The sequence below is a fragment of the Montanilutibacter psychrotolerans genome (assembly GCF_003719825.1).
Taxonomy (GTDB): Bacteria; Pseudomonadota; Gammaproteobacteria; order Xanthomonadales; family Xanthomonadaceae; genus Montanilutibacter; species Montanilutibacter psychrotolerans.
Genome location: NZ_RIBS01000005.1, coordinates 318,699 through 335,226, shown reverse-complemented (window position 1 = coordinate 335,226; position 16,528 = coordinate 318,699). Strand labels below are relative to the sequence as shown.

Sequence of the window (16,528 nt, the reverse complement as noted above, 5' to 3'; positions counted from 1 at the left end):
TGCGCGCCCAGCAGCGGCGGCCACGCACACCGGTGTGTGGTCGACCTGAAACAACGGAACGCTTCTTGATACTTCTACACGAGAGAATCTCCATGAGCATGCGCAATGAGCTTCAGGAAGTGGCGGGGCGCAAAATTCGCTTCAACGTCCAGCCGCTTACCCAGGCGCTGAGCTGGGCAAGTCAGAACAGGGAGTCGGTCAAGACCATCCTGCACGAGCACGGCGCGTTGCTGATTCGCGGCCTGCGCTTCCACGGCACCAAGCAGTTCGGCCAGTTTCTCCAAGAACTGTTCGGCGAAGACCTGGCCGAGTACACCTACCGCTCCACGCCTCGCACCAAGCTCGGCGGAAATGTCTACACCGCGACGGAGTATCACCCCAGCGAGACCATTCCCCAGCACAACGAATCCTCCTATGCAAACGTGTGGGCCATGCATATCGGCTTCTTCTGCATGATTCCTCCGGCAGCGGGCATGGGCGGCGCCACTCCGCTGGCCGATAGCCGCGCGGTGCTGGCCCGGATCCCGCCCGAGATCGTCGAGAAGTTCGAAACCAAACAGCTGCAGTACGTGCGCAACTACGGCAACGTCGATCTTCCCTGGAGCGAGGTGTTCCAGACCGATGACAAGCAGCAAGTCGAAGCCTTCTGCGAAAGCAACAACATCTCGTTCGAATGGACCGAGAACAACGGACTTCGCACCAAGCAGATCACCCCGGCCACGGCAGTTCATCCGGTAACCGGCGAGAAGATCTGGTTCAACCAGGCCCATCTGTTTCACGTCTCCGGCCTGGCGGAGCAGGTCGCCCGCGACATGCTGTCGGTGTACCGGGTGGAGGATCTTCCGCGGAACGTGTACTTCGGCGATGGCACCCCCATCGACGTCGAAGATCTCGACCGCATCCGTGCCGCCTACGACGAAGTGAAATTTCATTTCGACTGGCAGAAAGACGACATCGTCCTGTTGGACAACATGTTGTATACCCACGGCCGGCAACCCTATTCGGGTGCACGCAAGATCCTGGTCGGCATGGCCAAAATGCACGGGCGCGCATGAAGATCGCAAAGGCGTTGCGACATGCCGCACAGCGATCCAGCTGTCGCAACGAACTCTGGAGGCGTCTACGCGAGCCGGGTTGGGTCATCTGCATCACGGTCTTGGTCAATCTGAGCGCCTGCAGCGAGCAGGGCAAGACCGTGTCTGCACCGGCTACCACGCCCAGCCTCACCGTCGAAACTGTCACGCCGCGCATGCAGGTGCTGGCGCGCCAGGTCAATGCCTCCGGCGCGATCGCGGCCTGGGAGGAAATTGCAGTGGGTGTGGAAGTGTCCGGCCTGCGCGTCACCGAAGTATCGGTGGAAGTCGGCGATACGGTGCGGCGCGGCGACGTGCTGGTCCGTCTCGACGCACGCACATTGCGCGCGAAGGCCGCCCAATCCGAAGCCGCGCTGGCCCAGGCCCAAGCCAATGCCGCGGTTGCGGCCAAGCGGGCCAAACGCACCCGCGAGCTCGCCACACAGCATTTCATCTCGCAGCAGGATGCCGACCAAGCCGAAGCGGAAGCCATCAACGCGGAGGCGCAACTGCGCACCGTGCGATCGGCACTCGAAGCGGCACGCGTGGAACTCGACTTCACCGAAGTACGGTCACCACAAGATGGCGTCGTCTCCGCGCGCAGCGTGCATCCAGGACAGGTCGCCGGCGCGACGGGCGAACTGCTGAGGCTGATCCGCGACCGCCGGCTTGAATGGCGGGCTGAGCTGGCGGAGGCCGACCTGACGCGAGTGACGCCCGGAATGCTCATACGCCTGGCCGGCCCGGACGGCGCGACCGTCGAAGGCCGCGTGCGCCAAGTCTCGCCTGCGCTCAACGAGCGACGCAGGACCGGACTGATCTACGCCGACCTGCCCCAGCCCGGCCCACTGCGGGCCGGCATGTTCACTTCCGGAGTCATCGTGCTGGGCAACGAACAAGGTCTGGTGATCCCGTTCGACGCGGTGGTCCGCCGCGACGGCCGCGCCTATGCCTACGTCGTCGACGACCAGAACCGTGCGCGCGAGCGACTCATCCAGACCGCAGTCACCGCCGGCACCTACGTCCACGTTCGCGAAGGACTGCGCGCCGACGAACGGGTAGTCGCCCGTGGTGGCGGCTTCCTGGGTGACGGTGACCTCGTACGTGTGACCACACCCAAGTCCCGCGGCGGCGGGCAGGCGATATCGAGCTCGGCGGCGAGATGACATGAACGGATCTTCCTGGTCGATCCACCGGCCGCTTCCCGCGATCCTGGTGTTCATCCTGTTGTCTGCGGCGGGCCTGTTCGGATTTCTAAAGCTCGCGATCTCCGAATTTCCGGACATCAGCGTGCCCACGGTAGTCGTGACCGTAAGCCTGCCCGGCGCGTCGCCAAGCACGTTGGAGACGCAGGTCACCCGCAAGATCGAGGACGCCCTGGCCAGCGTGCCCCACATCGACGAGATGCGGTCCACGGTGAACGAAGGTGTCTCGGTTACCCATCTCAGGTTCGCGCTCGAGCGCGATGGCAACGTCGCCAAGGACGAAGTACGCGACGCCGTCGATCGCATACGCGCAGACCTGCCCAAGGAGATCGAAGCGCCCATCGTGTCTCTGGAGAATGTCGAGGGCGGTGATGTCGTCACCTTCGCCATCGCAACGGAAGGCTGGAGCGACGAGGAACTGAGCTGGTACATCGACGACACGGTGAGCAAACGTTTGTTCGGCCTGGCTGGCGTCGGCGGGGTAAGGCGCATCGGCGGCGTCAATCGGGAAGTGCGCGTGGATCTGAGGCCGGAGGCCTTGCAGGCCCTGGGCGTCAGCCCCGCGACGTTGTCGCAGCAACTCGCAAGCATTCAGCAGGAGCAGCCTGGCGGTCGAACGACAGTCGGTGGAGGCGAGCAGGCGGTGCGGACAGTGGGCACGGTAGACGAGCTGTCGGATCTCGCCGACTTCACGATCTTCACTCCCGATGGCCGGCAAGTGCGGCTGTCGACCATTGCCGACGTGCGCGACGGCGATGCGGAAGTTACCCAGATCGCCAGCCTCGACGGCAGGCCGGCGATCGGCTTTGCCGTCCAGCGCACGATTGGTTCCAGCGAGGTCGATATAGGTAAGGCGGTACGAGCCGAGATCGAAGCGCTCGCGCACGGGCAGCCGCGCCTGAAGTTTGTCGAGGCTGCGTCCACCACGCCCGAAGTCGAGGCGTCCTACGAATCCTCCATGACGATGCTGTGGGAAGGCGCGCTACTGGCGACGCTGGTGGTGTGGTGGTTCCTGCGCGACTGGCGCGCCACCCTCATTGCGGCGGTCGCACTACCGCTGTCGATCATTCCCACCTTCGCGGCGATGCACTGGTTCGGCTTCAGCCTCAATGTCGTCTCGCTGCTGGCGCTGGCGGTGGTGGTGGGCATCCTGGTTGACGATGCGATCGTCGAGGTCGAGAACATCGATCGCCACCTGCGCATGGGAAAGACGCCGAAGGTCGCAGCGATCGAAGCCGCCGACGAGATCGGGCTCGCGGTGATCGCCACTTCATGCACCCTGGCCGCGGTGTTTATCCCGGTGGCGTTCATGCCCGGCATTCCGGGAAAGTTCTTCAAGGAGTTCGGCTGGACAGCGGCGACCGCGGTGATGTTCTCCCTGCTGGTGGCGCGGCTGATCACTCCGATGATGGCTGCTTTCATGCTGAAGGCGTCGCCTCACAAAGTAGGTGATTCCAAGTTGATGCAGTGGTACCTGCGCTGGGCCGATCGCGCACTGCGCCACCGCGGCAAGACCTTGCTGCTGTCGGCGACGCTGTTTCTCGGATCGATCGCCGCCATGCCATTTCTGGAGACCACGTTCATCCCGGCCAGCGACGGCGATCACAGCAGCGTCCTGTTAGAACTCCCGCCCGGGACGCCGCTGCGCACCACGCGGTCGGTGGCCGAGGACGCGCGACGGCGCATTGCCGCGATGTCCGAGACGGAGCACGTCTTCGTCACGGCCGGAACCGGCGGCCTGGATGGCGAGGGCGGGGCAGGGGCCGATGAGGTACGCAAAGCGACGCTCATGGTGAAGTGGCGCAGCGGGCGCGGGCGCAACCAGCAATTGCTCGAAGCCGACTTGCGCGATCGCCTGCAAGACTTGCCCGGCGTGCGCATCAGTTTCCAAGGTGGCGAACCGGGGCGCGCTCTGCAACTGGTGCTCGCGGGCGATGACGCGACGAAACTGTCCCAGGCTTCGCGCGACGTCGAGCGCGCGATTCGGCAGATGCCGGGCTTGGGTGCGGTCAGCTCTACGTCTGCATTGGTGCGTCCGGAAATCATCGTGCGACCGGACTCCGCGCGTGCCGCCGATCTGGGCGTCTCCACCGCGGACATCGCCGCCGCTGCGCGCGTCGCCACGCGCGGCGACTATGAGCAATTCCTTGCCAAGCTAAATTTGCCCGAGCGGCAGGTGCCGATCCGTGTCCAGCTTGCCGGCGGCGCGCTGTCCGATCCGGAGTTGCTGGCGCAGCTCAGAGTGCCTACCGCATCGGGGGACGCGGTGCCGTTGTCGGCGGTGGCGAACATCAGCACTGGCAGCGGCCCGTCGCAGATTGATCGTTTCGGTCGCAAGCGCAACGTCACCATCACTGTCGATCTCAACGGCCGCCCGCTCGGCGAGGCCGAGGAACATATCAATGCGCTCGAAGAACTGCGAAATCTTCCGCCGGGCGTGGCGCTGCAGCCGGTTGGCAATTCAAAGATCTTCGTCGAGATGATGGTCGGCTTCGTCGTTGCGATGTTCACCGGCATCTTCTGCGTTTACGCGGTCCTGGTGCTGCTGTTCAACCACGCCAGCCAACCCGTCACCATCCTGGTCGCCGTACCGTTGGCGGTAACCGGCGCGGTCGCGGCGCTCATGGTCACAGGGACCGACATTTCGCTGCCGGTCCTGATCGGCCTGATCATGCTGATCGGCATCGCAGTGAAGAACTCGATCCTGCTGGTCGATTACGCCGTGATCGCGCAGCAGAAACTCGGCATGACCCGACACGAGGCACTGCTGGACGCCTGCCACAAGCGCGCGCGCCCCGTGCTCATGACCACGCTCGCGATGGGTGCCGGGATGCTGCCGATCGCGCTGGGATTCGCTGTCGATTCAAGCTTCCGCGCGCCGATGGCGATCGCAGTCATCGGCGGCCTGATCTCCTCGACCGTGCTGAGCCTGGTGGTGGTGCCTGCTGCGTTCACGCTGATCGACGATGTCGAGGACCGATTGATCCGGCGTTTCAGGGGCCGACTTCCACAAGACGGCAGCGCGCAGGAGCCTGCGCGAGCCTGATCGCTGAATTCATGGGGCAGGGTGCTGGCATTTCCGGCGCCATTGCCCCGCAAACGGCCTGTTCAATCGCGACGCGAGCGGGATCGTCAGGCGACCCAGGACATGGGTTCCGGCGGCGAAGTCGGCACGCGCGCCCATCGCCGTTTGACGGCCAAGCCACGGTGCCTAGCGGTGACCGGCCCGCTCCAGGAAAGTGAGTAGCTCCACTGGCGTGCGCACGCCCAGCTTGTGCATGACGCGGGATCGATGGACCTTGATGGTTTTCTCCGCCACGCCAAGATCCGCGGCGATCTGCTTGTTCAGCCGTCCCGTGAGCAAGTAGGGAACGACCTCGCGCTCCCGTGGCGTAAGCGTGTCCAGCAGGGCCTGCGCGTCCTGGCGCTCCACGGCGGTCCGATGTGCGGCGCAAGACCGGGCCACGCCACGCTTCACTGCATCCAGCAGCGTGTCGGCGTCGACCGGCTTGGTCAGGAAGTCCACCGCGCCGGCCTTCATCGCACGCACACTGCTGGGGATGTCGCCGCGGCCGGTGAGGAAGACCACCGGACAGTCCACGCCACGCGCCAGCAACTGCGCCTGCAATTCCAGCCCGGTCATGCCCGGCATGGCGACGTCGAGCACGATGCAACCCGGAACCTCCGGGTTGTAGGCATCCAGGAACTCGTACGTTGACTGGTTCAGCGACACCTGGAACCCATCGCTCGTGAGCAGGCGGGCCAACGCCTTGCGAACGTCTGGGTTGTCATCCACCACGTAAACGATCGGCTCCATGCACTTACCCCTGCCGCGGAAGTTCGAAGCAGACGCGCGCGCCGCGCGGCGCGTCGTTCTCGGCCCAGATTCGTCCGCCGTGCGCCTGGATGATGGTGCGGCATACGGCCAGCCCCAGGCCCATTCCCGTCGCCTTGGTCGTTTCGAACGGCGCGAAGATGCGTTCGAGCATTGCCTCCGGAATCCCGTCGCCGACGTCGGCGACTTCGGTGAGTACGCCGACCTCAGATGGCGCCGTGTGCACGCGCACGACGCGTTGACCGGGCGAAGACTGCATTGCATCGCAGGCATTCATGACCAGGTTGAGCAACACCTGCTGTAGCTGGACGCGATCGCCAAGGCAGGACGGCAGGCCGGGCGTGAGATTCATGCACACCGCCACGCGTTGATCGAGTAGCTCGCTCCGCATCAGCCGCATGCAATCCTGCACCACCTCGTTGATCGCCAGCGGCGCATGTTCACGCGCCTCTTTCTTCAAGAAGCCGCGCATGCGTCCGATCACCTCGCCGGCACGCCGGTCGTTCTCGATGATGTCCGACAGGATTTCCGGGATCTCGGAAAGGTCCGAAGGATCGCGGCGCAATATCCGCTGTGCGGCCTGCGCATTGCTGAGTATCGCGGCCAGCGGCTGGTTGAGTTCGTGGACCAGCGATCCGGACAATTCGCCAAGCATGGTCACGCGCGACAGGTGCGCCAGGCACGCGCGTTCGGTCGCCACCTCCTGCTCCGAGCGAAGGCGGCGCAGCTCGCTCTCCTGCAACTGCATCGCCAGACGGTTGGAACGGACCAGTTCGCTGACCAGGCGGTAGCTCGTCGCGACCAGGACGATAACGAAGCCGGGTGCCGCGATGAGTGGGGGCCTGGGCAGGCCAAGCGTCATCAAGACGGCGGAAGCCAGCATGATCCCGATCAGCAGGAACCAGCTGCCGCCAACGACCAACGCCGCGTTGCGGATCGGCGCAGGTTTGCGCATGGCACGCGCGATGGTCTGGCCGATGTAGATCAGTACCAGCGCGTTGCTGACCTGAGCCACGACGACCCAAGGATTGGCTTCGCCGATCGGATGCGATAGCGACACACCCCACCAGGTGGACCGACCGACCTCCTCGACGGCAAGGAAGTTGAGGTTGTCGCCCACGGTGAAGTCGATCGCCAACGCCAGCACTCGGAACGTGGCCGCAGTGATCGCGATGCGCACGGAGCCGTAACCGAACCAGTGGTGCAGCACGTACAGAAGCGACAGCACGATGGCCGCGATGGCCACGTGCATCCATCGTATGAAGCCCGCCATTTCGCCCGGCGACAGCGTGCGGTAGGCGGCGAGCTCCAGCAGCGCGAGCATCGCGATGGAGCCGGCCGCCAGTGCGAATGCCAGATGCACACGCTGCGCGGGCCGTGTGAACCAGACCACAACGTGCGCGAACCCGACAACCAGGCTTGCGCTCGCGAGCATGGGCCATGCGAGGTCGATCCAATTCATTGTGAGCCCTCGGCGCGCCTCGCTCCGCCGAGGAAATTTAGCACACCGACCCTGCTGATCGGAGGACTCCCAGGGTTGACGGCGGGCATGCCTGTTGCGATGCGTGCGACCGTTCGCGACGCCGGTTCACGTGCGCGAGCGTAGGCCCAAGGGCCAATAGCCGGCTTGCAATCGAGACCGCTAACGTAGCGCCGATGCACAGAAGGTCGCCCGTCGTAGCCGTCGTAGATGACGAAGAACACGTCAGATTCGCACTGCATCGCCTGCTTCGTTCCGCAGGATTCGAAGTGCTCGTTTACGGCTCTGGTAGCGAGTTTCTACGCCACGCGGCAGCCAGCGCGCCCGACTGTGTCGTGCTCGATCTGCACATGCGCGGTCAAAGCGGCTTCGATGCGCAGGAGGCCCTGGCCAAAGCACAGCTGTCGATTCCCGTTGTGATGCTGACCGGCAACGACACGCGCGAGAACCGCGCGCGTGCGATTGCCAATGGCGCCAACGCCTACCTCACCAAACCCATTGACGACGAGATCTTGATCGATGCCATTGTCGCGGCGATACGGTCCCGCGGCTCCCATGCATAGCGTTGCGGAACCCAGCCCATGAAATCCTCTTGCTTTCGGCCACCACGAACCCGCCACGCGCTGCGCGCGTTGGCAATCCCGTTGCTGTCGTGCGCCGCGACACTGCCGTATCCGGCGCACGCGTCGTTGCTGAGCGGCGACACACTCGATACCGCTGCCAATGTCGTTTCCTGGCTCGCGTTGCTGATCGTGCCGGTGGTTCTGATCAGCGTGTTCTGGCTGGTCCATATCCTGCCGGAGAAAATCGCCGAGAAGCGCCGGCATCCTCAACTGGCGGCGATCAAGACGCTGTGTCTGCTGTCGCTGTTCTTCGGCGGGCTGCTGTGGCCGCTGGCCTGGCTCTGGGCCTACACGAAGCCGGTGTTCCACAAACTCGCCTACGGCACCGACGTCGATGATCACCCCGAGCATGGCGAGGCACTCACCCCTCTGCACGATGCGGGCATCGAGCGCCAACACGAGATTGCAGCCTCTGCGGCGCCGGCGCACGACGCGCGTCAACACGAGGCAGACGAACTCAAGCAACGCATCCAATCGCTGGAAATGGCGCTGGCGATGGCCAAAGGTCCGGCGCATGCCGACAGCAAAAGTACAGGCAGTTCCGCGGAGTAACCCATGGAAATCATCCTTCTCCTGATCTATTCGTTCTTCGTGTGGCTGGTCTTCTTCAAGTTCAAATGGCTGCCGTGGAACTTCGTCTCGCAGATCATCGTGGTTACGCTGCCGATCTTCGCCATGAGCGCGATGATCCTGATCCTCAACGTCGTTGCCCCTTCCTCGGCCGACGTGCGCGTCGTCAACTACGTCGTGCAGGTGGTTCCCCGCGTGGCCGGACGCGTGATCGAGGTGCCGGTCGAGGCCAATCGCCCGGTCAAGAAGGGCGACGTGCTGTTCCGCATCGACCCGGTGCCCTTCCAACAGGAACTGAAGGCGCTGGAAGCCAGGGTCCCCGAACTGTCCGCCAAGCTCGACAGCGCGAGGGCCTACCAGCGCGAACTCAATGAGCAGCTGAAATCGGCGCGATCCGTACGAGACGCGGTGGGCTCCCGCCTCGCACTGGCCGAACGCCGCGAACGCCAGACCGGCGAACTGGCGCTGTCCGGTGCTGGCCCCAGATTCGACCACGAGCAGGCTCAGACCGAAACGGCGAGCCTTCGCTCGGAACTGGCGTCGACCTCGGCGCAGGTGGCCCAGGTGCAGCAGAAGCTGTCGGCGCGGACGAGCGAAGGCCAGCTGTCTGAAGTCGTGCAGGCGCATGCCGCGCTGGAACAGCTGGAGGCGCAGATTGTCCAGGCGCGCTGGCAGCTCGACCAGGCCACCGTACGTGCGCCGTCCGACGGCACCGTCATCAACCTGCAACTGCGCGAAGGATCCTATGCCGCGAACCTGCCGTTGACGCCGGTGATGAGTTTCGTCGAACGCGAGCAATGGGTGCTGGCGATGTACGCGCAGAACGAACTTGGCAATGTCGAGCCCGGGAACGAGGCCGAGATCGCACTGAAGACGCATCCGAACCGGATCATCAAGTGCGAGGTCGACTCGATCGTGTGGGCCACGGGCATGGGCCAGATGCCGATCAGCGGCATGGTCCCGCAATCGGGTGCGCAGTCGATCCCGCCGGGGCGCATCGCGGTGCGCTTGCGTCCCGCCGGAAAGCACAAGGACGTGTTCCTTGCGATGGGTGCGCACGGGCAGGGCGCGATCTACACCGATCACGGTGAGCTGCTCCACATCATCCGCAAGGTGATCATCCGTGTCAGCTCGAAGCTCGACTGGCTGGTCCTTAAACTTCACTGAGGCTGCCATGTCCCCCGTTGTTCGTTTCCGTTTCCCCATCGCGCAATGCCTGCTGACGTCCTGCCTGCTCACCTCACTCGTGGGTTGCGCGGTGCTGCCCGAGCCCACCGGCGCACAAGTGCAGGCGCAGGCGCTTGGCCGCACAGTGATCCCGCCCAACTGGTCGGCCACGGCGAGCGCGGCGCAGGTCGACGAAGGCTGGCTGGCGAGCTTCAACGACCCCGTGCTCACCCAGCTCGTGCACGAGGCACTGGCCAACAACCCCGACCTGCACATGGCCGCGGCGCGGCTGGAGCAGGCCAACGCGCAGGTCGACATTGCCCAGGCCCGGCTCAAGCCGAGCATCGGCCTGCTCACCCGTGGGGGCTCCAAGCCGGTGGCGGACATGGTCCCGCTGCTCAGCGGTGCGATGCTGCGCCTGTCGTGGGAAATCGATCTGTGGGGCGGCATGCGTTACGGGCGCAACGCCGCACGCGCCGCACGCGACGCGACGAGTGCCGAGTATCGCTACGCCCAGCAGTCCCTGGCGGCTTCGGTCGCGCGTGCGTGGTTCCTCGCCAGCGAAACTCGCCAGCAGCGGGAACTTGCAACCGAGATGGTGCAGTCGGCCCAGACGCTGCTGCAACTCACCGAGCAGCGCAAGCGCGTGGGCGCAGGCAGTGACAGCGACGTGATCGCGGCGCGTATCGACCTCAGCAGTTACCAGGACGCGCAGCAGCAGATCGAACTCGCGCACCGTCAGGCCCTGCGCGCATTGGAACTGCTGCTAGGACGCTATCCGGGTGCCGATCACGCCGCATCCGCCACGCTTACCCCGTTTCCCGGGCCGGTGCCCGCCGGAATCCCCATGGACGTTCTCAATCGTCGTCCAGACATGCTGGCCGCCGAGCGGCGCGTCGCCGCGGCCTTCGACAAGATCGGCGAAGCCCGCGCTGCGATGCTGCCGACATTGTCGCTCTCGGCCGGCTACGGGCGCCTCAGCAACGAGGTCCTGGAAACGCGCGACAACCTGGAGCGGCGAGTTTCCAGCATCACCGGCACCGTCGCCGCGCCGCTGTACACCGGCGGCGCTCTCACCGGGCAGGTGGCGCTGCGCACGGCCGAACAGAAGGAAGCCGTCGCCGACTACGCGCGCCGAGCATTGATCGCACTTGGTGAGGTCGAGGGCGCGCTCAACGCCGAGCGCATCCTGGGCGAGCGCGAACGCATCCTCAATGACGCCGTCCTCGCGAGTCGAGAAGTGACGCGTCTGGAACAGACCGCCTACCGGGTGGGCAAGTCCGACCTGCGCGCGGTTAACCAGCGTCAGCTTGCGACTGGCGCCGCAGAGGTCGCGCTGCTGGCGGTGCGGCGCGAGCGTCTGAGCCGTCGTGTCGATCTGCACTTGGCGCTCGGCGGGAGTTTTGACGGCCGGACGGCGGCCTCGGAAGCGAGTGATCCGATGCGGCCATTGTGATTCCATGGTCGTGACTCGGAACGCGCGACAGCAGGCGGTGCTCTTCCCGCGGCGGAGCAGGTCGCTGAGCATGGTGGCATCGCGCCGCGTCCCGTTGAAGTCGGTCCGGATCCAATCGGGCTACCTGGGTGAGGGCGGGTAGGGGATCCCTATGCCATACGCCTCAGCCGCGCCCGCGTCCCTCGATGGGGGGCGTGGTCTTGCCACCCGGTCCGGGACGCCGCCGCTCCCAGAATGGCATGTGCGCCCAGCGCGGCTGCGTCGCATAGAAGGAGCGCAGCTGCCCGAGATGCACACGATGAATGTCATGCAGATGTTCGGCGTATCGAGTTGGCGCTTCGAGGTCACCGCCATCATGGGCGATAAGCGCCTGCGCTCCCTTCAGGCCTGTGTACAGCGCATTGCTGATGCCTTTTGCCGACAGCGGGTCGAATGCGCCAGCGGCATCGCCGACGGCGAGCCAGCGGTCTCCGGCGGCGTGGTCGAGTTCGGTGCTGCTGGCATCGGCGCCTCGAGCGCGGCCGCTCGGGCGATAGCCTTGCTCGGCGAACAGCTCTCGCAAGCGGCGGGTCTGCTGGAGCTTCACCCATACGCCATTGCCGTCGAGCAGAGCGCGGGAGTCGACCAGGTCGGCGTCCGACAGGAAGGCGGCCACGCGCTCTCCTCCAGGCAACAACACGCTGTACCACCAGCCGTCCTCTACCGCCTCCACGCAGGTGCGACCGTCTTGATCGCTTCCGTTCTCGCTGCGCATTCGCAGATAGAAGGCGAGTAGACGGCCGTGCTGCCTGCGCAATGCACCGAGCCGGCGTGCGAGCGTCGCAGCACGGCCACTGGCGTCGATCAGCCAACGCGTCTCGACCTCGCGCATGTCGTCATCGATAGGGCGCAAGCGCAACCGCTGGGTCGGTTGCGCACCTGCGTCCGTCCTTGCATCGAGGTGCAAACGCGCAGATTCGACGACTTCGGCACCTGCATCGTGCGCGGCAAGCCGGAGCAGACCATCGAAGCGTGCGCGATCGAGTTGCAACCCATGGCCGTGCAACTGGAACAGGAAATCGCTGGCATGCGGCGCGTCTTCGCCCCAGAAGGCGAGCGTGCCGTGGCTTGGTCGATGGCCATCGGCCAGAACGCGATCGAGTACGCCCAGTTCGTGCAGCAGGCTGCGCGCGGAGGGGGGCAGGTTTTCGCCGATGCGGAACGCGCGCTCGCATCCGCTATCGGCGAGCAACACGCGCATGCCCGCCCGCGCCAGCACGATAGCGGCGGCGGCCCCCGCAGGGCCGCCGCCGGCTATGGCGACATCGAAACCGCGCATGCGCTTCAGTCGCGTTGACGTGCGCGGCGCACCGGCAAGGGCGCAGCGTTCGCATCCTCGTGCGAGTCGAAGTTCGCGCCGACGGGCAACGGACGTGCCTTGGGATGCACTTCGACCGTGACCGCTTTGGCTTTGAGCATCGGTGCCGCCAGTGCCGCCTCACTCATGCTGGCTGCATCGGCCGGTGCGACATCAGGGCCGTAGGACGCGACCATCATGTTCGCGGGGAACGCCGGATCTCCGACTACACCGGGACGTGCTTCTACCAGTCCCATCGAGCCGAAGATGAGCACCATCTGCTCCATCTGCGCAGCCGTCGTGCCGTGCAGCGGCTTGTTCCAGTTTGTGCGATTGGAGAATGCCTCGATTCGTTGCGCCATGGGCTCCTGCGAGTCGACCACGATGGCGTAATCGTCCGCGGTCAACACGTGGTTTGGCACGCGGGCGGGCCAGAATGTCGGCGCGAACGGGTCGTACTGGGTGTCGTAGCCGGCGCGGCAGAAGGCGGTGTCTGCCTGCCAAGGCAGCCCCATCCAACGACTGATGTCGCCCGGACCTTGCGCATGCAACGGGCCTCGTGCGGACAGTATCGTGGCCTGATCGACCGTGGCCCCGTAGTCCGGCTCGGGCACGCCTTCGGGACGCAGTCGGATGCGGTATGGCTTGTGGTAGAGGGTGAGATGACGCATCGGCCAAGTCATCTCGCATCCAGGATGAAAGGCGTCTGCGAGACAGAACTCGAGCGCAGCGCGATCCAGCATGGCTGGCTGCTGTGCCAGGGGCACGTCCTCGATGCTTGCCGGCGAGCTGCGTTCGGGATCCCAATCGTCAACGAAATCGCCGCTCATCCAGCGCTTCAGGATGTCGTATTGCGTCTGGCTGATGCTGGCATTCTGGCGCGGGCTTTCGCCGGCCGGCACCTCCATCGCGTCTCCGTATACCCAGGGCCAAGGCAGTTGGTTGCCGTCTGGCGGATTCGGCGGACGGAAGCTATTGAGCACTTGCCGGCGTAGCTCGGCGTTGAGGTCGTAGTCGCCGGCCGGTGGCAGCGCCGACAGCCGCGCAATCAGAGCAGGGTTCTCGAAGTCGTAGCGGCCGCTGTGGCCAAACTGCGTAGCAAACCCCTGATTCACCCACTGCAGGCCGGAAAGACGCTGCAGGATAGGATAGACATCGTCGGCGAATGAAATCGGGCCTGTAGCCTGTATCCATCCGGCTTGAAGATAGAGGTCGTTGAGAAGGTCGTACATCGTTCGCACGGCCTTGACCTGTGGCGCGTAGTTCGGCGGCGCAGTCACCACCCACGCGGATTCGACCGGGATGTCGCGACCTTCGATGGTCACCGTGGCCGCTACCGGCCCGTCGCAGGTGTCGTCGTACCAGCCGTCGGCGTTGATGAAGGAATTGCCATCGCTGGGAATGAATATCGGCGTGCCGGTCGGTGAAGCCGATACACCGTAGCCGCCCAGGAACAGCAAACGCCCGTTCGAGTCGGTCTGCAATTCACCGATTTTTACCGACACGCCCGTGAACTCCCCAGCACAATCGACGGCGGGCGCGTTGCGGCCGGCAATGCTCTGCTTGCCGGCGTCGATCACCAGGGTATTGCGCGCCGCTACCTTGGCGTTGCGCCGGGGCAGTACGGTGTTCGCGGCTTCAGGAATGTCCATCGCAATCTGCCATTGGTAGCAGGCAGCCTTGCTGTTGGCGACGTGGACCGTCCACGCGATGTTGGCCCAGTCCGAGGTCAGCTCGCGCACGACTTCACCGGCCGAGTTGTAGCCGTAGATTCGAAACTCCACGGCCTCGCGTTTGAGAGCACCGCTGGCGTCACGGTAGGAGCCAGGGGCGCGTGGCGGCGGATCGGCCACCTGGGGGCCTATGTAGAACGCTTCGCTATTGCCGACTCGGGCAATTCCGATGGCCGGATGGATCGCGGCGCGGACGATGCGGGTGTCCTTGGCCTGGGGGTAATCAACACTTGGCGCGTATTGCGGTGGGCGCTCCACCACAGGCTCGGCAAGCGGTACGCCGTTGACGTTGCGACGGTTGTCTGCCGAGGCGCTATAAACGACTTTGCGCGCCTGAGCGATGCTGCCCACCGGCGTGTGGTCGGGTAGGGCATGCCAGGGGTTGTAAGCGAGGTTTTCGCCGTAGGCGGATTGGCCTCGTGCGTCCAGGTCCTGCTGCGGCAATTCGAGAATGCCGAGCTCCACGGGCGGGCTGGCCTGTTCGCTCCAGCGGACGGTTGCCGCGTCGAGTGGCATGTCCTGATCGTTGGTCTGGAACTGGGCGAGAAAGCGGAAGCGAGCGAGGCCTTTGCGCAGGCGGCCATGCAGATCGGCACGTAGGTAGAAGGGGTCGGCGTAGTCGGGCGGCGCATCGGCCGGCGGCGCGGTCAGCGGCTCCAGCTTGTACTTCACGAAGCGACGTTCTCCGAAGCGCGACGGAAGCACGCTCCAGTAGTCGGTGGTAAGCACGGATCCGACGGTCTTCTTCATGTCGTCGAGAATCTGCGCGGTGACCGGATGCGCTTGCAGGTACTCGTCGCCCTTGCCGTGCAGGGACTGGCAGGTGAATTCGCACATGTCCTTCACGGTATCGACAAAGAACACGTCGTGGTTCTGCAGAATGAAGTCGTGGGTAGTCGCGTCCTGGTCGGGCTCCAACAGCGTTCGGCCTTCAACGCCGAACAGTTTGATGGCAATGCCGGTGGTGCCTTGGAGGTCGGGACTGCCGGGCTGCACGTCGGCGGAGAACCGCACCCACACCGGATACTCGGGCTTCTGCGCAAACACGCCGACTCGCAACGACTCGGGCAGATCGGGGGCCACCGTGAAGCGACCGTGCGCTACGCCGTGCAACCTCAGGAACACCGGTCGGGTTGCCGGATCGCGACCCGCGGCCATGCCGCGCCCCTGGAAGTAGTCGACGAACAACTGCTTGAGTCCTGCAACCGGATCGCTATCGCAGCAACACGGACTGGGCGGCAGGATCGGTGGCAGGCGAACGGGCGCGTTGGCAGCGCACTCGCTGTCTGGTTGCGGCGATGCAGATGGAGTGGTCGTGATCATGCCAAACCTCCTTGTCGGGCGATTTTGGAGCGTAGGCAGCTCTCCGGCGCAAACAGCCACTTCGAGCTGATGGGAGAATCAAACACGCAAGGCACGAGTGAGTCGACAGTACCGAGTTTCTCGTCTGCTGTGTGTGGCAAGAGAGGCTCGACCACCTGTCGGTATCGCCAGTTTCGGCACGGCCCCCCACTGCTAACCTGCCGTTGACGTTCCGGGGCAGGGGGCTCTGTGATTCGACTGGCTGCAGTTCTCGTGCTGTTGGCGCCCGGCGTTGCCGGCGCACAGCAGGTTTACAAGTGCGTCGGCGGTGGCGGCGCTATCAGCTACCAGAGCGAGCCTTGCGCGGCGTCTCAGCGAGCCGTCAAGGCGTGGGATGCCACGCCCGAGGCTCCACCAAGCAACGAGGAGCTTTGGCGCCGTCACCGGGCGCAGCGTCGTGCTGCCGCGGAATCAGCGTACTTGTCGCGCCTCGCGGGCACGGATCGCCTCAGATCGCCCAGCGTCGCGTCTGGTGCGATCGTTCGAGTAGAGCGAGATTCCTCGCAATGCGACTACTGGCGCCAAGAGCGGCAGCGCCAGCTGTACGACAATCCGAATGCCCAGGTATCGGCGCAGCATCGAAGCTGGCTTCACATGAAGGTTGCGGAGGCCTGCAAGTAGACTCTCCTCGCGCCCGGCTTGCTCCGCACCTGGACGCAATATCGCAGCTGGCTTCAAAGGTTGAGGA

The 16,528-nt window shown here is 64.9% G+C and carries 12 protein-coding genes; 8 read left to right on the top strand and 4 right to left on the bottom strand.

The genetic code is table 11. The features are described 5' to 3' along the window. Nucleotides 1-92 precede the first annotated feature (92 nt). Genes EER27_RS12575 through EER27_RS12565 form a run of 3 tightly spaced genes read left to right on the top strand, consistent with a single transcriptional unit; the run spans nt 93 to nt 5,324 of the window. Nucleotides 93-1,055: a TauD/TfdA family dioxygenase gene (locus EER27_RS12575; protein WP_123088451.1), complete on the top strand. Its 963-nt coding sequence runs from the start codon at nt 93-95 to the stop codon at nt 1,053-1,055. After that, nucleotides 1,052-2,239 carry an efflux RND transporter periplasmic adaptor subunit gene (locus tag EER27_RS12570; protein WP_123088450.1) on the top strand — a complete coding sequence of 396 codons (1,188 nt, stop codon included), beginning with the start codon at nt 1,052-1,054 and terminating at the stop codon, nt 2,237-2,239. Before EER27_RS12575 ends, EER27_RS12570 begins: the two co-directional genes overlap by 4 nt. A gap of 1 nt (nt 2,240) precedes the next feature. Next, nucleotides 2,241-5,324 carry an efflux RND transporter permease subunit gene (locus EER27_RS12565; RefSeq protein WP_123088449.1) on the top strand — a complete coding sequence of 1,028 codons (3,084 nt, stop codon included), beginning with the start codon at nt 2,241-2,243 and terminating at the stop codon, nt 5,322-5,324. 165 nt (nt 5,325-5,489) lie between these two features. On the opposite strand, the gene EER27_RS12560 is transcribed toward EER27_RS12565, so the two are convergent. Together EER27_RS12560 and EER27_RS12555 are read right to left on the bottom strand one after the other, a co-directional pair. Further along, on the bottom strand, nt 5,490-6,095 hold the full coding sequence (locus tag EER27_RS12560) for a response regulator transcription factor (protein WP_123088448.1): 606 nt from the start codon (nt 6,093-6,095) through the stop codon (nt 5,490-5,492). 4 nt (nt 6,096-6,099) lie between these two features. After that, entirely contained in the window at nt 6,100-7,233 is a 1,134-nt protein-coding gene (locus EER27_RS12555) for a sensor histidine kinase (protein WP_190285778.1), read from the bottom strand. A 536-nt stretch (nt 7,234-7,769) separates the two neighbouring features. Here EER27_RS12555 and EER27_RS12550 point away from each other — a divergent pair. The 4 genes from EER27_RS12550 to EER27_RS12535 all read left to right on the top strand — a co-directional run bounded on the left by EER27_RS12550 (nt 7,770) and on the right by EER27_RS12535 (nt 11,409). Continuing rightward, nucleotides 7,770-8,156 (top strand): response regulator transcription factor, encoded by a 387-nt coding sequence (locus EER27_RS12550; protein WP_123088446.1) that lies wholly within the window; start codon nt 7,770-7,772, stop codon nt 8,154-8,156. A gap of 69 nt (nt 8,157-8,225) precedes the next feature. Beyond that, nucleotides 8,226-8,768: a DUF3302 domain-containing protein gene (locus EER27_RS12545; protein ID WP_223807312.1), complete on the top strand. Its 543-nt coding sequence runs from the start codon at nt 8,226-8,228 to the stop codon at nt 8,766-8,768. A gap of 3 nt (nt 8,769-8,771) precedes the next feature. Further along, complete coding sequence (locus tag EER27_RS12540; protein WP_123088444.1) at nt 8,772-9,953, top strand: HlyD family secretion protein; 1,182 nt, start codon at nt 8,772-8,774, stop codon at nt 9,951-9,953. Nucleotides 9,954-9,960: 7 nt separating this feature from the next. After that, on the top strand, nt 9,961-11,409 hold the full coding sequence (locus EER27_RS12535; RefSeq protein ID WP_123088443.1) for an efflux transporter outer membrane subunit: 1,449 nt from the start codon (nt 9,961-9,963) through the stop codon (nt 11,407-11,409). Nucleotides 11,410-11,572: 163 nt separating this feature from the next. Here EER27_RS12535 and EER27_RS12530 read toward each other — a convergent pair whose 3' ends face one another. Beyond that, the gene (locus EER27_RS12530) at nt 11,573-12,727 is read right to left on the bottom strand and encodes an NAD(P)/FAD-dependent oxidoreductase (RefSeq protein WP_123088442.1); all 1,155 of its coding nucleotides are present in this window, start codon (nt 12,725-12,727) and stop codon (nt 11,573-11,575) included. A gap of 5 nt (nt 12,728-12,732) precedes the next feature. Further along, entirely contained in the window at nt 12,733-15,801 is a 3,069-nt protein-coding gene (locus EER27_RS12525; protein WP_223807311.1) for a LodA/GoxA family CTQ-dependent oxidase, read from the bottom strand. 228 nt (nt 15,802-16,029) lie between these two features. Between EER27_RS12525 and EER27_RS17620 the strand changes: the two genes are divergently transcribed. Then, entirely contained in the window at nt 16,030-16,461 is a 432-nt protein-coding gene (locus EER27_RS17620; RefSeq protein ID WP_123088441.1) for a DUF4124 domain-containing protein, read from the top strand. The last annotated feature ends 67 nt before the right edge of the window (nt 16,462-16,528 follow it).